Source organism: Streptosporangium sp. NPDC051022, from assembly GCF_040683035.1.
In the GTDB taxonomy this organism is placed as follows: domain Bacteria; phylum Actinomycetota; class Actinomycetes; order Streptosporangiales; family Streptosporangiaceae; genus Streptosporangium.
This window is the reverse complement of record NZ_JBFBCF010000022.1, coordinates 1-17,209: the sequence shown is the minus strand read 5'-3', so window position 1 is coordinate 17,209 and position 17,209 is coordinate 1. Positions and strand designations below refer to the sequence as shown.

The 17,209-nt window shown below is 69.8% G+C and carries 16 protein-coding genes; 4 read left to right on the top strand and 12 right to left on the bottom strand.

From position 1 onward, the window contains the following. Nucleotides 1–38 precede the first annotated feature (38 nt). Nucleotides 39–2,354: a phosphoketolase family protein gene (locus AB0N02_RS30150; protein ID WP_363953295.1), complete on the top strand. Its 2,316-nt coding sequence runs from the start codon at nucleotides 39–41 to the stop codon at nucleotides 2,352–2,354. 146 nt (nucleotides 2,355–2,500) lie between these two features. On the opposite strand, the gene AB0N02_RS30145 is transcribed toward AB0N02_RS30150, so the two are convergent. Beyond that, a complete protein-coding gene (locus AB0N02_RS30145; RefSeq protein ID WP_363953293.1) occupies nucleotides 2,501–3,196 on the bottom strand; it encodes a CBS domain-containing protein in 696 nt (231 codons plus the stop codon). A gap of 534 nt (nucleotides 3,197–3,730) precedes the next feature. On the opposite strand from AB0N02_RS30145, the gene AB0N02_RS30140 reads away from it, so the two are divergent. Together AB0N02_RS30140 and AB0N02_RS30135 are read left to right on the top strand one after the other, a co-directional pair. Then, nucleotides 3,731–4,216 carry a hypothetical protein gene (locus AB0N02_RS30140; RefSeq protein ID WP_363953576.1) on the top strand — a complete coding sequence of 162 codons (486 nt, stop codon included), beginning with the start codon at nucleotides 3,731–3,733 and terminating at the stop codon, nucleotides 4,214–4,216. Nucleotides 4,217–4,303: 87 nt separating this feature from the next. Beyond that, the gene (locus AB0N02_RS30135; RefSeq protein WP_363953291.1) at nucleotides 4,304–6,004 is read left to right on the top strand and encodes a GAF domain-containing protein; all 1,701 of its coding nucleotides are present in this window, start codon (nucleotides 4,304–4,306) and stop codon (nucleotides 6,002–6,004) included. On the opposite strand, the gene AB0N02_RS30130 is transcribed toward AB0N02_RS30135, so the two are convergent. Next, nucleotides 6,001–6,408, bottom strand: a complete 408-nt coding sequence (locus tag AB0N02_RS30130; RefSeq protein WP_363953289.1) for a pyridoxamine 5'-phosphate oxidase family protein — start codon at nucleotides 6,406–6,408, stop codon at nucleotides 6,001–6,003. The two genes, AB0N02_RS30135 and AB0N02_RS30130, sit on opposite strands and share 4 nt — an antisense overlap. A 182-nt stretch (nucleotides 6,409–6,590) precedes the next feature. On the opposite strand from AB0N02_RS30130, the gene AB0N02_RS30125 reads away from it, so the two are divergent. Further along, on the top strand, nucleotides 6,591–7,331 hold the full coding sequence (locus AB0N02_RS30125) for a VOC family protein (protein WP_363953288.1): 741 nt from the start codon (nucleotides 6,591–6,593) through the stop codon (nucleotides 7,329–7,331). Between the two features lie 34 nt (nucleotides 7,332–7,365). Here the strand turns inward: AB0N02_RS30125 and AB0N02_RS30120 are convergent, their stop codons facing one another. The 10 genes from AB0N02_RS30120 to AB0N02_RS30075 all read right to left on the bottom strand — a co-directional run bounded on the left by AB0N02_RS30120 (nucleotide 7,366) and on the right by AB0N02_RS30075 (nucleotide 17,092). Continuing rightward, a complete protein-coding gene (locus AB0N02_RS30120; RefSeq protein ID WP_363953286.1) occupies nucleotides 7,366–8,382 on the bottom strand; it encodes a zinc-dependent alcohol dehydrogenase in 1,017 nt (338 codons plus the stop codon). A gap of 242 nt (nucleotides 8,383–8,624) precedes the next feature. Next, nucleotides 8,625–10,001: an amidohydrolase family protein gene (locus AB0N02_RS30115; protein WP_363953284.1), complete on the bottom strand. Its 1,377-nt coding sequence runs from the start codon at nucleotides 9,999–10,001 to the stop codon at nucleotides 8,625–8,627. Further along, nucleotides 9,998–10,411: a nuclear transport factor 2 family protein gene (locus tag AB0N02_RS30110; RefSeq protein WP_363953282.1), complete on the bottom strand. Its 414-nt coding sequence runs from the start codon at nucleotides 10,409–10,411 to the stop codon at nucleotides 9,998–10,000. Before AB0N02_RS30110 ends, AB0N02_RS30115 begins: the two co-directional genes overlap by 4 nt. Further along, nucleotides 10,408–10,860 carry a VOC family protein gene (locus tag AB0N02_RS30105; protein WP_363953280.1) on the bottom strand — a complete coding sequence of 151 codons (453 nt, stop codon included), beginning with the start codon at nucleotides 10,858–10,860 and terminating at the stop codon, nucleotides 10,408–10,410. Before AB0N02_RS30105 ends, AB0N02_RS30110 begins: the two co-directional genes overlap by 4 nt. Nucleotides 10,861–10,898: 38 nt before the next feature. Continuing rightward, nucleotides 10,899–11,930 (bottom strand): zinc-binding dehydrogenase, encoded by a 1,032-nt coding sequence (locus AB0N02_RS30100; protein WP_363953278.1) that lies wholly within the window; start codon nucleotides 11,928–11,930, stop codon nucleotides 10,899–10,901. A 22-nt stretch (nucleotides 11,931–11,952) separates the two neighbouring features. Next, on the bottom strand, nucleotides 11,953–12,861 hold the full coding sequence (locus AB0N02_RS30095; protein WP_363953276.1) for an ABC transporter permease: 909 nt from the start codon (nucleotides 12,859–12,861) through the stop codon (nucleotides 11,953–11,955). Then, nucleotides 12,858–13,931, bottom strand: coding sequence for an ABC transporter permease (locus AB0N02_RS30090; RefSeq protein ID WP_363953274.1), 1,074 nt, complete (start codon nucleotides 13,929–13,931; stop codon nucleotides 12,858–12,860). The genes AB0N02_RS30095 and AB0N02_RS30090 overlap by 4 nt, the downstream gene beginning before the upstream one ends. Before the next feature lie 92 nt (nucleotides 13,932–14,023). Further along, on the bottom strand, nucleotides 14,024–15,631 hold the full coding sequence (locus AB0N02_RS30085; RefSeq protein WP_363953272.1) for an ABC transporter ATP-binding protein: 1,608 nt from the start codon (nucleotides 15,629–15,631) through the stop codon (nucleotides 14,024–14,026). Between the two features lie 8 nt (nucleotides 15,632–15,639). Beyond that, complete coding sequence (locus tag AB0N02_RS30080) at nucleotides 15,640–16,698, bottom strand: BMP family ABC transporter substrate-binding protein (protein ID WP_363953270.1); 1,059 nt, start codon at nucleotides 16,696–16,698, stop codon at nucleotides 15,640–15,642. A 34-nt stretch (nucleotides 16,699–16,732) separates the two neighbouring features. Next, on the bottom strand, nucleotides 16,733–17,092 hold the full coding sequence (locus AB0N02_RS30075) for a VOC family protein (protein WP_363953269.1): 360 nt from the start codon (nucleotides 17,090–17,092) through the stop codon (nucleotides 16,733–16,735). Nucleotides 17,093–17,209: the final 117 nt, after the last annotated feature.

The following is a 17,209-nucleotide window of genomic DNA, read 5'->3' as shown; positions in this document are numbered from 1 at the left end:
CCTACCCGATCACCTGGCGAGCGGAAATGCTCATAGGCATGGACACGCTGCAGAGAGTCGACATGTACTGGCGGGCGGCGAACTATCTGTCGGTGGGGCAGATCTACCTGCTGGACAACCCGCTGCTGACCGAGCCGCTGGCACCTGAGCACATCAAGCCCCGGCTGCTGGGGCACTGGGGCACCACCCCGGGCCTGAACTTCTGCTTTGCGCACCTGAACCGGATCATCGCCGAGCGTGACCAGGACATGATCTACATCGCCGGTCCCGGGCACGGCGGCCCGGCCGCGGTGGCGCACGCCTGGCTGGAGGGCACCTACACCGAGCGCTACCCGCACATCGCCCAGGACGCCGCCGGGATGCGGCGGCTGTTTCGGCAGTTCTCCTTCCCCGGCGGGATTCCCAGCCATGTCGCGCCCGAGACGCCCGGTTCGATTCACGAGGGCGGCGAGCTGGGCTACAGCCTGGCGCACGCCTACGGGGCGGCGTTCGACAACCCTCACCTGGTGGTGGCGTGTGTGGTCGGTGACGGGGAGGCCGAGACCGGGCCGCTGGCCGCTTCCTGGCATTCCAACAAGTTCCTGGATCCGGTCCGGGACGGGGTGGTGCTGCCGATCCTGCACCTGAACGGCTACAAGATCGCCAACCCGGCGGTGCTGGCCCGCATTCCCGAGGACGAGCTGGTCAAGCTCCTGGAGGGCTACGGGTACCGCCCGCACATCGTGGCCGGCGACGACCCGCAGGCCATGCACACGCTGATGGCCGAGACCCTGGACATCGTCTTCGACCAGATCACCGACTACAAACAGGGACGTGCCGAACGCCTGCCGATGATCGTCCTGCGGACCCCGAAGGGCTGGACCGGGCCACACGAGGTGGACGGGCTGCCGGTGGAGGGGACCTGGCGTGCGCACCAGGTCCCCCTGTCCGGAGTGCGCGACAACCCCGCCCATCTAGAGATGCTGGCCGAGTGGATGCGCTCCTACCGGCCCGAGGAACTGTTCGACGCCGACGGGCGGCCGGTCGCCCAGATCCTGCGCACGGTACCCGAGGGCCCGCGTCGGATGAGCGCCAACCCGCACGCCAACGGGGGCGAGCTGCTGCGTCCGCTGGCCTTGCCCGACTTCCGTGACTACGCGGTCGAGGTGAAAGCCCCGGCCGCCCAGTCAAGCGAGCCGACCCGGGTGCTGGGGACGTTCCTGCGTGACGTCATCGCCGCCAACCCGCACACCTTCCGGCTGATGGGCCCGGACGAGACCGCCTCCAACCGCCTCTCAGCGGTCTTCGAGGTCACCGACCGCGCCTGGAACGCCGAGCACCTGCCGACCGATGAGCATCTGGGGGCGGGCGGGCGGGTGATGGAGGTGCTCAGTGAGCATCTGTGCCAGGGCTGGCTGGAGGGCTACCTGCTGACCGGCCGGCACGGGCTGTTCAACTGCTACGAGGCCTTCATCCACATCATCGACGCGATGTTCAACCAGCACGCCAAATGGCTGGAGGCCTCCAAGAAGATCACCTGGCGGCCCCCGGTGGCGTCGCTGAACTATCTGCTGTCGTCGCATGTGTGGCGCCAGGACCACAACGGCTTCTCCCACCAGGACCCCGGCTTCCTCGACGTCGTGATGAACAAGAAAGCCTCGGTGGTGCGCGTCTACCTGCCGCCGGACGCCAACACGCTGCTGTCGACCGCCGACCACGCCCTGCGCTCCCGCGACTACGTCAACGTGATCGTGGCCGGTAAGCAGCCGGTGCTGGACGTGTTCACCATGGAGGAGGCGATCGCGCACTGCACCCGCGGCCTGGGCGTCATCGAGTGGGCCGGGACCGATGAGGGCCGGGAGCCCGATGTGGTGCTGGCGTGCGCGGGCGACGTGCCCACCCTGGAGACCCTCGCCGCCGTCGCCCTGTTGCGCGAGCACCTGCCCGAGCTGAGCGTGCGCGTGGTCAACGTGGTGGACCTGATGCGGCTGCAGCCGCCCACCGAGCACCCCCACGGCCTGCCGGATGCGGAGTTCGACGCGTTGTTCACCCCGGACAAACCGGTGATCTTCAACTTCCACGGGTATCCGTGGCTGATCCACCGGCTGACCTACCGGCGCACCAACCACGCCAACCTGCACGTGCGCGGTTACAAGGAGGAGGGCACGACCACCACGCCGTTCGACATGGCCATGCTCAACGACATCGACCGCTTCCACCTGGTGATCGATGTGATCGACCGGGTGCCGGGGCTGGCGGTGCGGGCGGCGGGCCTGCGGCAGCGGATGGTGGACGCCCGGTTGCGGGCGCGGGCGTATACACGTGAGCACGGGGAGGACGCCCCGGAGATCCGCGACTGGACCTGGCCCAGCTAGACCGGCCGGGCGAGGTTTCGAAAACTCGGCCCCCATCCCGAGGCTCCTCGAGCGGCCGGCTGTCACCTGCGGATCGCCCGCCGGCCGCACCGCCGACGCCCGCCTGATCGAAGCGCGCTTCTGCCCGTCGCGGACGACGGACGACGCTACCGACCCTGCGGCGCCGGGGTGTCGTCCTCGTCCCACTCCAGTTCGTCGACCACGTCGAGCACGCCGTCCACCCTGGTCGCCATGTGCGCCGTGACCCGCGCGTCGCTGCGCCGTCCCACCCGACCGGCCAGCCTCACCACGCCCTGCTCCACCGACAGCACGACATCGGAGACGTCCTGAGGGGCGTAACGGCCCAGGACCTCCTCTCGGATCTGCCTGGCGATATCGGCGTCCGGGCGGATGAGGGCCTTGAGCAGGTCACGACGGCTGACGATGCCCACGAGCCTGCCCTCATGGTCGACGACCGGCAGGCGCTTGACCCCGCCGCCGTCCATCAGTCTCATGGCGTAGGCCGTGGCCTGCTGCGGTCTGACCGTGATGGCGGGAGAGGTCATCACGTCCGCGGCGGTGTTCTCGTGCGTCCTGTCGCCGTCTTCCTCGGGGCCGAGCGGGTGACGGGGGCGGGACCGCGACGCCGGCCGGCGTTCCTCGTGGTGGTAGCGGTCCTTGAGCTCCTCCTTCAGCAGCAGGTCGGCTTCGGAGATGACGCCGACGACGCGGCCGTCGGCGTCCAGTACGGGAACCGCACTGATGCCGTGGGTGATGAGAGCCTCGGCGACGTCCTTGCACGGCGTGTCACCGCTTACCGACACCACCGTGCGGGTCATCACATCGCTGACGTTCACACGCATCGCTTCCTCCCGGGGTGGCCTTTCCTCCATCCCAGCGCGTCTCCCGCGACGGGTGGAGAGCCGGAAGTCCTTCTTCGCCGGCCTTTCGGCACCTGGCGCTCGCCCGGCTTTCGCCGATCACGTCGACCACGCCGTTGATCCGACGCGTCAGCCGTACACGGTCTGTGTCTCGCCGCGCAGCTCCATGCGGCCGGTGAGAGTGTCACCGCCCCGTGTGCGACGTGGACGTCGATGTCGGAGGTCTCCGGCAGGGCACGTCCCAGGACGTCGGCACCGGTTCCGGGCGGGGGGCGGAACCGGTCGTGTGACTCCCGGGTACATCGGGCCGGACACGGCCGCCGACCGGTTCATCGCCGGGGCGGGGCAAGAGGGCCGAAGGTCCCGGCGGACCGAGTCGTACGGCACTGCACACCGGTCGCCGCGGCAGGTGTGATGGGAGGTGACACCCCCCCGAAAGGAACGGCCATGGCCAGCACCGAAGAACGCGGCGTTTCCCCCCTCGCCCCTCAGAACGCCACTCCGTCCTTGGACGGCATGCACCGGGTCCGTCACACCTGGGCCGTGGCGCGCATCGCTCTGGGCTGGGTCTTCCTGTGGGCGTTCCTGGACAAGACCTTCGGCTGGGGGTTCGCCACCCCCGCGGGCAAGGCCTGGATCTCCGGCGGCAGCCCCACCACCGGCTTCCTCAAGGGCACCGGTGAGAACGCCCTGGGCGGCTTCTTCGCCGGCCTGGCCGGGCAGGGGTGGGTCGACTGGCTGTTCATGCTCGGCCTGCTCGGCGTCGGCACCGCCCTGATCCTGGGCGCCGGAATCCGCGTCGCCGCCGTCGCGGGCACTGCGATGCTGATCCTCATGTGGGCCGCCGAACTGCCCCTGACCACCAACCCGTTCATGGACGACCATCTGATCTACTCGATCGTCCTGATCGGGCTGGCCCGGGCGGACGCCGGCGACACCTGGGGCATCGGCACCTGGTGGAGCCGTACCCCGCTGGTCCGCGCCTACCCGGTGCTCAAGTAGATGCCCGCCCGCACCCCTGCTCCACGTCCACGGCGCCCCCCTCCCAGAGGGTGGGCGCCGTCGTGGTTTGATGCCAGACTTCGGGACATGGCGATCAGTGAGCGGCGTTCGGTGATCCCGAACATGCGGCTGGACGAACTGCTGTCGGAGCTTCAGGTGCGCCTTGAGGCGGTGCTGGCCACACGCGACCGGGTACACGCCCTGCTGGACGCGGTCGTCTCGGTCGGCAGTGACCTGGACCTGGAGACGGTGCTGCACCGGATCGTGAAGACCGCCACCACCCTGGTCGACGCCGGCTACGGCGCGCTGGGCGTGGTGGGCATGGAGAACACCCTGGTGCAGTTCGTCCCGGTCGGGCTGAGCGAGGAGGAGATCGCCCGGATCGAGCACTGGCCGCACGGTCTGGGCCTGCTCGGCCTGCTGATCAAGGAGCCGCGGTCGCTGCGGCTGGCCCGCATCTCCGACCATCCGGAGTCCTACGGCTTCCCGCCCGGCCATCCGCCGATGGGGTCGTTCCTCGGTGTCCCGATCCGGGTCCGCGAGGAGGTGTTCGGCAACCTCTACCTCACCGAGAAACGCGGCGGCGCCGAGTTCGACGAGGAGGACGAGGCGATCGTCGTCGCGCTCGCCACCGCCGCCGGTGTGGCGATCGAGAACGCCCGGCTGTACGAGGACACCCGGCGCAGGGAGACCTGGCTGGAGGCCTCCTCCGAGGTCACCACGAGCCTGCTGTCGGGCGCCGACCCACAGGAGGTGCTCGCCCTGGTGGCGCGACGGGCCCGGCAGATGGTCGACGCCGACATCGTGGCGATCCTCCTGCCCGACAAGACGAGGGAGAACCTCAACCTGGTGATCGCGGACGGACCGGCCGCCGAACAGCTCACCCGGACCCAGATCTCCGTCGCCGGTTCGCTGGCGGGGCGGGCCTTCGTGAACGGCGACCCCTTCGCCATCAGCGACCCGGCGGAGACGGACATCGTGACGATCTTCGAAGGCGCCGTGCCGATCGGATCGGTCGGCGCCGTGCCGCTCGGTGCGAGTGAGGCGGTGCGGGGGGTGCTGTCGCTGGCCAGACGGGTGGGCCGGATGCCGCTCGGGCAGGCTGAGCTGCGCCTCCTGCACGCCTTCGCGGGACAGGCGGCGATCGCCCTGGAGCTGGCCGAGGCCCGGCAGGACGCCGAACGCCTGAGCCTGCTGGAGGATCGGGACCGAATCGCCAAAGACCTGCACGATGTGATCATTCAACGGTTGTTCGCGGTTGCGATGACCCTGATGAGCGTGGTGCGGCTGGTGGAGCGCCCCGAGGCGTCCGGCCGCCTGCAGCGCGCGATCGACGAGCTGGACGAGACCATCCGGCAGATCCGTTCCACCATCTTCGCGCTACAGACGCCACGCGAAGCCGACGTCCCCGGTCTGCGTGCGCGCGTCGTCACCCTGGTGGAGGACGCACGCGACCGCCTCGGCTTCATGCCGGCCCTGCGGATGGAGGGTCACCTGGACAGCGAGGTACCCGAGCAGGTGTCGGCACATCTGCTGGCGGTTCTGCGGGAGGCGCTGTCCAACCTGGTCAGACACGCCCAGGCGACCAAGGCCGAGGTGTCGGCACAGGTGGCTGACGGCCGCGTCACCCTGACGGTGACCGACAACGGGATCGGGCTGCCCTCCGGCGGTCGCCGCAGCGGCCTGCGCAACCTCGAGGAACGGGCCACGCAACTCGGAGGCACCTTCACCGTCGAGTCTGCCCCCGAAGGCGGGACCCGGCTGCTGTGGAGCGCGCCGCTGGGCTAACGGCGGATGCGTCGCCCGGAGATCTGCTCGGTGTCCACCACGATGAAGTGATCCTCTCCGCCGGAGAGCCACCACGTCGCCACGGGAAGCCCGGCCAGCCTGGCCGCTTCCCCGGGGCGGACGGCGCGTGCGTGCCCGACGGCGGTCACCGACCAGCCGGTGCGCAGGACGGCGTCGAAGTCGTCGGCCTCGAACGCCACCACCGCGTCTCGGGTGGCGGTGGCCAGCTTGGACCCGGCCGTCGTGCGGATGACGATGTCCTCGCCGTCCAGGCGGAAACCGACGGGCTGTACCGCGGGCAGCGCCCGGTCGGTGAAGACGACGCGGCCGATCGGCGTGGTGGACAGCAGGAGCAGACACTCCTCACGGGAGAGCACCTGCAACCCTGCCGAATCGAGTTTCATGTCCCAAGACTGCCCCGTCGGCCCGGAGCGGAGATAGGGCCGAAAGTCGTCCCGGTACGGCCATCGGTCCAGGACCTTCCGCAGGCGTCGTGGCCCCCGCCGGGACACCGCACGCCGGGTACGGCCACATCGACAAGATCCTCCTTCATCCCGGTTGATCTATCGGGCATAGGGTGGACGGCATGGCGCTGCGACTCGTTCAGGTGAATTTCAAAGCTCGGGATGACTCGGCGCTCGGCCGGTTCTGGGCGGAGGCGCTCGGCTGGGGTGTTTCCAGCGAGGGCCCCGGTGTGACCAACGTCGAACCCGTGGGCTTCGTCTGGCCGGACCCCGCCGCCGTCTGCGTCGATGTCGTCACCGTTCCGGACCCCGAAACGGTGAGGTACCGCGTGCACCTCGATCTCGCCACCACCTCCGCGGCCCATCAGGCGGAGTTGGTCGCGCGCCTGAAGGAGCTCGGTGCGACGCCCGCCGACGTGGGTCAGGGCGACGTCCCGTGGACGGTTCTGGCCGACCCGGAAGGCAACGTGTTCTGCGTGCTGGAGCCTCGGGAGATCTACCGGGACACCGGGCCGATCGCCGTGGTGGTGGTCGACTGCGCGGACCCGCGGGCCATGGCCCGGTTCTGGGGCGAGGCGATGGACTGGACCCTGCACGAGGTGACCGACGATCATGCGGTGCTGCGCTCCGCCAAGGGTGTCGGGCCCTATCTTGAGTTCCTCCGCACAACGCCCGGCGAGAAAACCGTGTGGAACCGCATCCATCTCGACCTGCTGCCGTACCGCGGTGACGATCAGGCGGCGGAGGTGGCCCGGCTGCGGACCCTCGGCGCGACGCTCGTCGACGTCGGCCAGGGCGACGTCCCGTGGGTCGTCCTCGCCGATCCGGCGGGCAACGAGTTCTGCGTCCTCGCCCCGCGCTGACGCGGGGCCCCGCCCGCGTGCCGGGCAAGGGAGGTCACATCTCGAAGACCAGCCGGGCCGGGACGGCACTGCCGAGAATCTCGGTGAAGGAGGAGTTGATCTCCTCCAGCTCGCGGGTCTCGTAGATCACCCTGGTCCGCCCGGCGGCGTGCAGCCGGAAGACCTCGGCCAGGTCACCACGGGTGCCGACGATGGAGCCGATCACGCTGATGCCGCCCAGGACCGTCTCAAAGATCGGCAGGTTCATCGCGTTGTCCTTGGGCAGGGAAACCAGCACCAGGCGGCCGCCGCGCCGCAGGCAGGCGTGGGCCTGTTCCAGCACGCGCGGGCTGGCGGCCAGCACGATCGCCACGTCGGCCCCGCCGAGGGCCTTGATCTCGGCGACCGGGTCGTCGACGGCGGCGTTGACGGTGTGGGCGGCGCCCAGTTCCTCGGCGAGCCGGAGCTTGTCGGCGGTGATGTCGACGGCGATGGTCTCGGCGCCGAAGATCTGCGCGTACTGCTGGGCGAGATGCCCCAGGCCGCCGATGCCGAAGATCGCGGCGCGCTCGGCCGGGCGCAGGCCGGATACCTTGACGGCCTTGTAGGTGGTGACGCCCGCGCAGGTCAGCGGGGCGGCCTCGGCGGGGGAGATGCCACCGGGAACCGGGACGACGTAGTCGGCGTGGGCGACGGCGTACTCGGCATGGCCGCCGTTGAGGGCGTAGCCGGTGTTCTTCTGGGACTCGCACAGGGTCTCGCGGCCGCTGACGCAGTACTCGCAGGTGCCGCAGGCGTAACCCAGCCACGGAACGGCGACGCGCTCACCGACGGCGCGGCCGGTCACCGCGGAGCCGATCTTCTCGATGACGCCGACGCCCTCGTGCCCGGGGGTGAAGGGCAGCGTCGGCTTGACCGGCCAGTCGCCGTGGGCGGCGTGGATGTCGGTGTGACACAGGCCGCTGGCCTCGATGCGGACCAGGACCTGGCGGGGGCCGGGTTCGGGAACGGGGATCTCCTGGATCTCCAGGGGCTCACCGAACGCGGTGACGACGGCGGCGCGCATGTTCATGGTGTCGGTCCTCCCAGATGACTGCTTCCAGACTCGTGTCCGAGGAGGTCTGGGAGCAGGGGCGAAGGTCCCGGCCGGAGCGGACGTCAGCCCCGTGTCCGCGAACCGCGGGATCGCGAGGGGACTCCGGCGGCTGATCACACTGAGGCGGGCCCCTGGATGAAGCTCATTCCTCCACGGTAGGCCGCGGCCGGTTTCGACGTCGAAGCGGCTGGTCCCACATGGGTGCCGACGGTGTCGGGTCAGCGTCGCAGCGGCCATCGGGAGGGGACGACGATCCCTGCCGCGGCGAGCGTGTCGGCGGCGACACGCCGGGCCCGCTCCTGCAACTCCGGCTCGTCGATCCGGGTCGAGCGGCCCTCGCGGAGCACCGGCTCACCGCCGACGACGACGTCGCGGACGGTGCGCCCGTCGCCGCCCCAGACCAGGGCGAGGACCGGATCGACCGCCGGCGGCCACCCGGACCTGCCGGCGTCGTGCACCACGAGGTCGGCGAGCTTGCCCGGCTCCAGCGATCCGATGCGGCCGCCCATGCCCGCCGCGACCGCGCCCGTGACGGTCGCCCACTCGAACGCGTCGTGCGCGCCGAAGACCTGGGGGTCGGTCCGAGTGTCACGGACCAGGCCGGCGGCGAGGGCGGCCGCCTTCAGCATGTCGCTGTGGTCTCCGGCGTTGGCGGAGTCCCCTCCCAGGCCGATCGGTATGCCCCGCGCGCACATTTCGGCATGCCTGCCCGCGACGGTCACCCCTTGGCCCAGGCGCAGGTACGCCCACGGACAGTAGGCGACCGACGTACCGGATCCGGCGAGGGCGTCGAGTTCCTCGTCGTCGAGCCAGACGGCGTGGCCCAGCAGCAGATGCGGGCCCAGCACGCCAAGCCGGTCGAGGTGCACGGCCGGGCGGCGGCCGACGCGGCGCAGATAGGCGGCGGGATCGGCCGCGCTGGGGGACAGATGCATGGTCATCCGCGCGCCGCTGTCACGGGCGAGGTCGGCCGCGGCCGTGAGCAGAGCATCGGAAGCGAGGTCATGGCCTACAAGGGTCACCCACCCCTCCACGCGTCCCCCCGCGGGGAAACGCTCCAGCACGTCTCGCTGGCGGGCCAGAACCTCTGGGACGTCCGCGCTGAACGGGACGCCCGGAACGTCCCAGCCCCAGGTACCGACGGATCCGCGGACACCCGCAGCGTGCATGCCCGCCGCCGCGCGGGCGGGGTGGGCTACGGTGCCGGCCTCGATCACGGTGGTGACCCCGTTGCGCAGGCAGTCCAGAGCCCCCACGGTGGCCGCGACCTCATCGTGCTCGGGGGTGTGCGCGGCGTGCAGCGGCAGGGACCAGTCCCGGATCGACGCGCCGGGGGGAAGCCGGTCGGGGATGCAGCTTCGCAACAGCGGATCCCCGGTCAGGTGTTGATGGACGTTGATCAGGCCGGGTGTGACGATGGAGTCGGGGCGCTCGAGCACCGGCGCGTGCGGCCACCGTTCCCGCAGCTCCCGGGCCGGGCCGACGGCGACGATCAGGTCTTTCCGCACGGCGACGCCGCCGTCGAGGAGGATTTCCCGCTCGGCGTTCATCGTGACCACGGCGGAGCCGCACACGATCAGGTCCGCCTGGGTCATGGGGTCTCACGCACCTGGCGCCGGAAGTCCTCTCCGTCCCAGTAGTCGACGCGATGCGCGACGAGACCGTCCCGCATGGCGAGGCGGAACATCCCGCGGATCGACACAGGGACGCTCCCGCCCTGCGGCGTTCGGTAGGTGCACCGCATCCGGTAGGCGACGGCAGCCCGATTCTCCTGCACGAGCAGCTCTTCGATCTCGTAGTGCAGCTCGGTGAAGCGTGCGAGGAACTCGGGGAGCCGGGCGCGGTAGGCCTTCCGTCCGTGTAGCCCGGTCCCGAGCACCGCGGCCTTCTCGTTGTGGAAGTCCTCGGTCACCCATGCCGCGATCCGGTCGGGATCGCCGGTGTTGAGGGCGTCGAGGAAGCCCCGCGCGACCTGGGTCGCGCAGGGCTCCGCGGTGTGGGTCATCCCAGGACCTGCTCGACCGAGAATTCGACGTTGTTGCCGTCGGGGTCGCGGACGAAGCAGATGTAGCCCACGACCTCGTTGCGGTACATCGGGCCGAGCAGCAGGATCCCGTCGTCACGCGCCATGTCGGCGATGCGATCGACGTCGTCGCGCGAGTCGACGGAGATTCCGAGGTGGCTGATGGAGGTGAGGAAGGTGTACTGCTCCTCCATCGTCTCGCCGACGATCTGCCGGGGGAGGGACCCCTCGATGAGCACGATGACGAACCGGGCGGCCTCCTCGGTGAGGTCGCGCTCGTTGGCGATCCAGGCGGTGCGCAGCTTCGTCTGCTCGTCCATCCGCTGGTGGATGACCCTCATGTTCGTGTACTTGGTGTAGAACTCCAGCTGCGCGTCGAGGTTGCGGACGGGCAGTGCGAGGTGGGTGAGGACGGTGTTACGGGTACTCATGTCGGTTCCTTTCTGAGGGGTTGGATTGAACCTGGGAGTCAGTGGCGGAGGATCAGCTTGCCGCGCAGCTCGCCGTCCTCCATGAGCTGATGGGCACGGGGTACATCGGTGATCGACATCTGCCGGTCGACGATCGAGCGCAGGCCGGCCGACCAGCAGAAACGCAGCATGGCCGCGAAGTCGGCCGACCCGTAGCTCTCCGAGCCCAGCAGCCGGATCCCGCGCTGATAGGCCTGGGCCAGCCGCAGCTCGGTGCTGCTGCCCGTGGTGGTCCCGCAGAACACCAGCCTGCCCCGCGGCCGCAGGGCCTGGATCGACTCGTTGAACAGCGCCGGGCCGAGATGGTCGAGCACCAGGTCGGCGCCCACACCGTCGGTCAGTTCCCGCACGGCCGAGACGAGGTTCTCGGTGCCGGTGTCGATCGTGGCGTGCGCCCCGAAGCGGAGGCCGTGCTCCAGCTCGACCTCCGAGCGGCCGGTGACGATCACCCGAGCGCCCGCTCGGGTGGCGAGCTGGACCGCCGCGGTGGTCACGCCGCTGGCGGCGGCATGCACGAGCAAGGTCTCGCCGGCGGTGAGTCCGCCGGTCCTGAACAGCGCGTACCAGGCCAGTGAGTAGACGGTCGGCATGGCGGCGGCCTCGGCGAGGTCGACGTGGTCGGGAACGGGATGGGCGTGCGTGGCGGGCACCGCGCACAGCGCGCCGTACCCGCCGGGCCGGTTGCCGCCGACGACGGCCTTGGTGTCGCACAGGCCGTCGTCGCCGCGGCGGCAGAATCGGCAGTGGCCGCAGGCGATCGCCGGGTTGACCACGATCCGCTGCCCGATCCGTTCCCGATCGACGCCCGGTCCGACGTCGACGACGGTCCCGGCGACGTCCATGCCCGGAATGTGCGGCAGCGCGAACCTGGGCATGGCGGCGGAACCCTGGCGCTGCAGGACGTCGAGCCTGTTCAGTCCCGCCGCGCTGACCTGGACGAGAACCTCGCCTGCTTCGGGGACGGGATCGGCGATGTCGGTGTGTTCCAGGACCTCGACCCCACCGAGTGCCTTCTGGACGACGGCCTTCATGATGTTCCTTTCGGAAGGGTGATCAGGGCAGGCCGCGGGTGAACGGCTGGCCGAGCGCGGACGGGCTGCGGTTGCTCCTGGCGAACAGGACCATCGCGAGCAGCGCCAGGATGTACGGCGAGGCGATCAGCAACTGCGGGTTGAGCTGCACACCGAGCGCGGGCAGCGCGAGCCTCATCGCGTCGGCCGCTCCGAAGACCAGACAGCCCGCCATCGCGCCGCGCAGTGTCCATGCGCCGAAGATGACCGCGGCGATGACGACGTAGCCGCGGCCCGAGGTCATGTTCTGGTTGAACATCCCGACCTCACCGACCGCGAGGTAGGCGCCGCCGAGCCCGGAGAGCAGGCCGCAGAGCAGCAGCCCCTCCCGGCGCCGCCTGTTGACGTCGATCCCGGTGGCGTCGACCGCGGAGGGGTTCTCCCCGGACGCACGTATCTGCAAGCCCCACCGCGTGCGGTACATCGCGTACCAGATCGCCGGGAGCAGCAACCACAGCAGGTAGGCGGGCCACCGCTGGGCGAACAGCGCCGGGCCGATCACCGGGATGTCGGACAGCAGGGGGATGGCCAGCACCGTCACCTGGGAGGGCGTCAGGGTGACGAGGTCGAGCATGAAGCTGGTCAAGCCGAGCACGAGAAGGTTCAGCGTCAGACCGACGACGTAGGTGTTGACCGTGAGGCGGTGGCTGAAGTTGGCGTGCACGAAGCCGATCAGGAGCCCGGCGAGCACACCGAATACCAGCCCGATGGCCGGAGAACCGGTGGCCGAGGCGCCCAGGACGGCCGAGAACGCGCCGCCGAGCATCATCGCCTCGATCGAGATGTTGATCGTCCCGGAGCGTTCGGCGATGTACTCCCCGCAGGCGGCGAACGCCAACGGGAGCGCCAGCCGGATGGAGCTGGCCAGGACGAGTGTGAGTGCCTCGATCATGCCGCCGCCCCTGTCCCGCGCACGGCCAGCGCCCGCGCGGCGGCCCTGGCCTGCCATTCGCGGCGCAGGATCCGGAATACCGGGGGAAAGGCGACGGCCAGGACGAGGACGGCCGTGACCACATCGACGAGGTAGCGCGGCACCCCGGTGGAGGCAAGGAAGCCGCCGCCGGCGCGGAGGATGCCGAAGAAGAACGCCACCGGTATGGCGAGGACGGGGTTCTCCCTGGCGACGAGCGCGACGAGCAGGCCGTCCCAGCCGCTGTTCTCGGAGATGCCCGGCTGCAGCCGGTGATTGCCGCCGGTGAGCAGCACCGCCCCGCCGAGCCCGGCGAAGGCGCCGGACCACAGCAGTGCCGTGCCGCCCAGGACGGCCGTGCTGATGCCCACACGACGAGCGGTCAGCTTGTTCATCCCGAGCATCTTCATCTTGAAGCCCCACATGCTGTGCCGCAGCAGGACGGTGACGATCGCGGTGAGGGCCAGCGCGATGAGCACACCGCTGGTGAAGTTCAGACCGGGGTAATCCCCGATGTGGGGCAGCCAGACCTCGGTGCGCAGCAGCTCGGACTGGGGAGACATCACGTCGCCCTTGTGACCGGCTTCCTGCAGCAGCCAGGGCTGGGTGACGGCGAAGAACACCACCTGGACGGCGATGAATGTCAGCAGCAGGGTGCCGATGACGATGGGGACTCCGGTCTTGTAGAACAGCAGCGCCGCGATGCCCGCCCACGCCGCCCCGGCCAACGCACCCCCGAGCAGGGACAGCACCAGTACCACCGGTCCGGGGCCGGGCACGAAGAGCGCGACGGCACACGCGGCGGTGGCGCCGACGGTGAGCTGCCCCTCCTGACCGATGTTGAACAGCCCGGCGCGGGCGGCGATCACCGTGCCCGCCGCGACGATCAGCAGCGGTGCGGCCTTGTCCAGGGCGAGGCCGACGGAGGCGGGGGTGCTGAGGCTGCCCTCGTAGAGGGCGACGACCGCGGTCCAGGGGGAGGCCCCGGTCATCGTCACCAGCGTGGCGGAGATGCCCAGCGCGACCAGGAGCGAGGCGAGGTACGTGAGCAAGGTCGGGTAGCCTCTGAGCCACGATCGGAGGCGGGAAGAAGCGCGGCCTCGGGGGGCGGCGATTCTTTCCTCCGCTGGGACGGTGGTGTCGCTCAAGCTTCCTGCCCTCCCATGAGCATGCCGAGGCGTTCGATGTCGACGTCCACGCGTGGCATCTCCCCGACCACGGCGCCGCGGTGGATGACCGCCACCCGATGGGAGAGGGTGAGGATCTCCTCCAGCTCGGTGGAGATCAGCAGCACCGCGATGCCCGCCTGGGATGCTTTGTGCAGTTGTTCGGTCATGTATTCGATCGCGCCGACATCCAGCCCGCGGGTGGGGTAGGCGGCGACGAGGATCTTCGGCTGCTGGGACAGCTCCCTGGCCAGGACGACCTTCTGCTGGTTGCCGCCCGAGAGGTCGCGCATCGGCGTATCGGGGGAGGGGGTGGCGATCGCGAAGCGCTCGATGAGCTCCTCCGCCCGCTCGCGCATCCGTCTCCTGCTGACGAACTTGCGGCGGCTGACCGTCTGCACAGCGGACAGGACGAGGTTCTCGGCCACGGACATGTCCAGCACGCAACCGGACTGATGACGGTCCTCGGGGATCACTCCGATCCCCGCGTAGTGCATCGCGCCCGGCCGTCCGGCCGGGACCGGGGTTCCGTCGACCCTGACTTCGCCGGAGTCGAGCGGGAGAAGGCTTGAGAGCAGATCACCCAGCGCGTGCTGGCCGTTGCCCTCGATTCCGGCGAGCCCGAGGATCTCCCCGGCGCGCAGCTCCAGCGTCAGCCCCTGCAACAGTGGCCGGCCGTCCCTGCTCGCGACCGCGGCGTCGATCTGCATGCGGACCGCCGGCCGGTCCTCCACCGGCCGGCCCGCGGTGAACATCGCCGGATCGTTCGACAGGCCGGGGTCGACGAGGGCGTCCAGGTCACCGAGGGCCGACGCGGCCACCCACTTGGACAGCTCACGGCCCACCATCTCGCGGGCGAGCTCGCGTTCGTCGGTCTCGGCGGTCCGCCGCTGTGCGACCACCCGGCCCGATCGCATGATCGTGACCCGATCGGTCGCGTTGAGGATCTCGTCGAGCTTGTGACTGATCAGGATGACGGTGCGCTGCTCGTCCTGGGCGACCCTGCGCAGAACCGAGAACAGTTCCCGCGAGTCAGCCAGGGTGAGCACGGAGGTCGGTTCGTCGAGGATGAGGACGCTGGGGTTACGCCGCAGGCACTTGACGATCTCGACACGTTGACGCTGCCCGGTCGAGAGGTCCTCGACCTTGGCGAGCGGGTCGACGACGAGACCGTAGCGCTCGCCGATGGAGCGGACGATCTCGCACGTCGCGTCGGCGTCGGGCTTGCCGGTGTCGCTGAGGGTGACGTTCTCCCACACCGTCAACTCGTTCACCAGGCTGAAGTGCTGGTGGACCATCGCCAGTCCCAGCTCCGCGGCTGCGAACGGGTCGGGGATCTCGGTGGGCCGACCGTGCAGCAGGATCTGCCCCGCGTCCCGGCTGGCCAGCCCGAGCAGGATCTTCACCAGAGTGCTCTTGCCCGCGCCGTTCTGACCGAGCAGCCCATGGATCTCACCGGAGGCGACCGACAGGTGGACATCGTCGCAGGCGATCGTCGTGCCGTAGCGCTTGGTGATCCCTCGCAGCTCGACCGCCGGGGCAACCTTCCCCTCCACCAGGGACGCCCCGAGGGGTTCCGGCCGCATGACGGTGGCTACCTTCCGGAGGCGCCGGCCAGCGCCTCGATGTCGAACTTGCCCGCCGCGATATCGGCCATGAACTGGTCCACCTGAGGCTGCAGGCGGGTGTGCTCACCACACATCACAACGGTCGGAACGTCGTCCACCCCGATTCGCCACATTCGGGCCTTGCCCATCGTGAGGGTGCCTTTCTGGAACTCCCCAAGGGCGGCCGCGAAGTACGCCCCCGGGCTGAAGACCATGGAGATGTCGAAGCCGGCGTCGTCGGCGCACCGGTCGGTACCCGGGGTGAGGGTGTAGACCTGCTTGTCACGAGCGAGGGAGGCGACCACGTCGGTGGCGCCACCGAGGTAGGGGTAGATGACCTTGACGCCAAGGGAGAGCTGCGCCTGGGCGGCTTCACGCGCCTTGCCGGAGTCGTTGAAGTCGCCGGTGTAGGTCTCGACGAGCGTGGCCTCGGGGACGACGGCCCGCAGACCGGCACGGAAGCCCGCGGCCGCCTGCTTGGAGAAGTCGACCTCGGGACCGCTGATGTAGCCCGCCTTCGTGGAGCCGCTCTCCTTGAGCAGCAGGCCCGCCGCCACGCCGCCGGAGAAGAGGATCTCCTTGATGACCTGCTGGGACTGCGCGAAGTGCTCGGTCTGCTCGACGCCGACCCCGCCGTTGATGTACCAGTCGACCCCCTTGCACACCGGCTCCGGCGCCGCGCTGAGCGCGTCCTTGAGCTCGCTGGCACCGATGGCGATGAGGTCGACGGACTGGCGGCACAGGTTCTTGGCCTGGGTGATGCTGTCCGAAGGGTTAATCTTGTCCAGGATGACGACGGTCCAGTCATGCGCCTCGGCGAACGTCTTGGCCTCGTCAACGAAGCTCTGGTAATAGCCTTTGTCCTTGGTGTCGCCGGGGCTCATGACCCCGACGACGACCTTGCCGTCGCCATTGACGTCGGGCTGGCGACCGGCCGTCCCGCCGCCGGCGGAGGCCGGGAGTGTGCTGCCGCAGCCTGTCGCGAGCAGACTTGACACGACGGTCGTCGCCAGAATGGCGCGGGACCACTTCGCCGAGGTGTTCATCGCGTTGCCTCCAAAGGACGCGCGGGGGGGTGGTTCAGTCTTTGTGCGCCTCGGGCTGGGCGCCCCACTGGATGATCTGGACGTAGTTGCCGTCGGGGTCGGCGACGGTGCCGATGAGGCCGAAGGGCATCTGCTCCACCTCGCGCACCCAGGTGACGTCCAGCGTCTTCAGGTGCGCCTCGACGGCGCGGCAGTCCTCGACGTCGAGGTTGAGGATGACCCGGGCGGGCTCCTGGGTCGGTCCGGCGATCTCGCTGTGCTCCTCGATGAACAGTTGCGTCGGGCCGAAGGGGAAGGCGCCCATCTCGTTCTCCTTGACGTCGAACGCGGCGCGGTACCAGTTCTTCATCGTCTCGACGGCGGAGGAGCCGATCAGCAGGCTGCCGAGATTCATTGGGGGTCTCCTATCCGTTGCGGTAGTCCTCGCGGGGCGGGGTGAAGATGTCGAGAATCCAGGTCTCCCCGTGCTCGGGGTCCCCGATGAAGTGGCTGTCGCCGTGCAGGTGGCCCT

What these genes read in the sequence shown, in the direction of transcription:
- AB0N02_RS30095 (WP_363953276.1), bottom strand. Translation starts at nt 12,861, where the DNA reads ATGATCGAGGCACTCACACTCGTCCTGGCCAGCTCCATCCGGCTGGCG.
- AB0N02_RS30140 (WP_363953576.1), top strand. Translation starts at nt 3,731, where the DNA reads ATGCACCGGGTCCGTCACACCTGGGCCGTGGCGCGCATCGCTCTGGGC.
- AB0N02_RS30085 (WP_363953272.1), bottom strand. Translation starts at nt 15,631, where the DNA reads ATGCGGCCGGAACCCCTCGGGGCGTCCCTGGTGGAGGGGAAGGTTGCC.
- AB0N02_RS30115 (WP_363953284.1), bottom strand. Translation starts at nt 10,001, where the DNA reads ATGACCCAGGCGGACCTGATCGTGTGCGGCTCCGCCGTGGTCACGATG.
- AB0N02_RS30120 (WP_363953286.1), bottom strand. Translation starts at nt 8,382, where the DNA reads ATGAACATGCGCGCCGCCGTCGTCACCGCGTTCGGTGAGCCCCTGGAG.
- AB0N02_RS30150 (WP_363953295.1), top strand. Translation starts at nt 39, where the DNA reads ATGGACACGCTGCAGAGAGTCGACATGTACTGGCGGGCGGCGAACTAT.
- AB0N02_RS30080 (WP_363953270.1), bottom strand. Translation starts at nt 16,698, where the DNA reads ATGAACACCTCGGCGAAGTGGTCCCGCGCCATTCTGGCGACGACCGTC.
- AB0N02_RS30105 (WP_363953280.1), bottom strand. Translation starts at nt 10,860, where the DNA reads ATGAGTACCCGTAACACCGTCCTCACCCACCTCGCACTGCCCGTCCGC.
- AB0N02_RS30075 (WP_363953269.1), bottom strand. Translation starts at nt 17,092, where the DNA reads ATGAATCTCGGCAGCCTGCTGATCGGCTCCTCCGCCGTCGAGACGATG.
- AB0N02_RS30130 (WP_363953289.1), bottom strand. Translation starts at nt 6,408, where the DNA reads ATGAAACTCGATTCGGCAGGGTTGCAGGTGCTCTCCCGTGAGGAGTGT.
- AB0N02_RS30125 (WP_363953288.1), top strand. Translation starts at nt 6,591, where the DNA reads ATGGCGCTGCGACTCGTTCAGGTGAATTTCAAAGCTCGGGATGACTCG.
- AB0N02_RS30100 (WP_363953278.1), bottom strand. Translation starts at nt 11,930, where the DNA reads ATGAAGGCCGTCGTCCAGAAGGCACTCGGTGGGGTCGAGGTCCTGGAA.
- AB0N02_RS30110 (WP_363953282.1), bottom strand. Translation starts at nt 10,411, where the DNA reads ATGACCCACACCGCGGAGCCCTGCGCGACCCAGGTCGCGCGGGGCTTC.
- AB0N02_RS30145 (WP_363953293.1), bottom strand. Translation starts at nt 3,196, where the DNA reads ATGCGTGTGAACGTCAGCGATGTGATGACCCGCACGGTGGTGTCGGTA.
- AB0N02_RS30135 (WP_363953291.1), top strand. Translation starts at nt 4,304, where the DNA reads ATGGCGATCAGTGAGCGGCGTTCGGTGATCCCGAACATGCGGCTGGAC.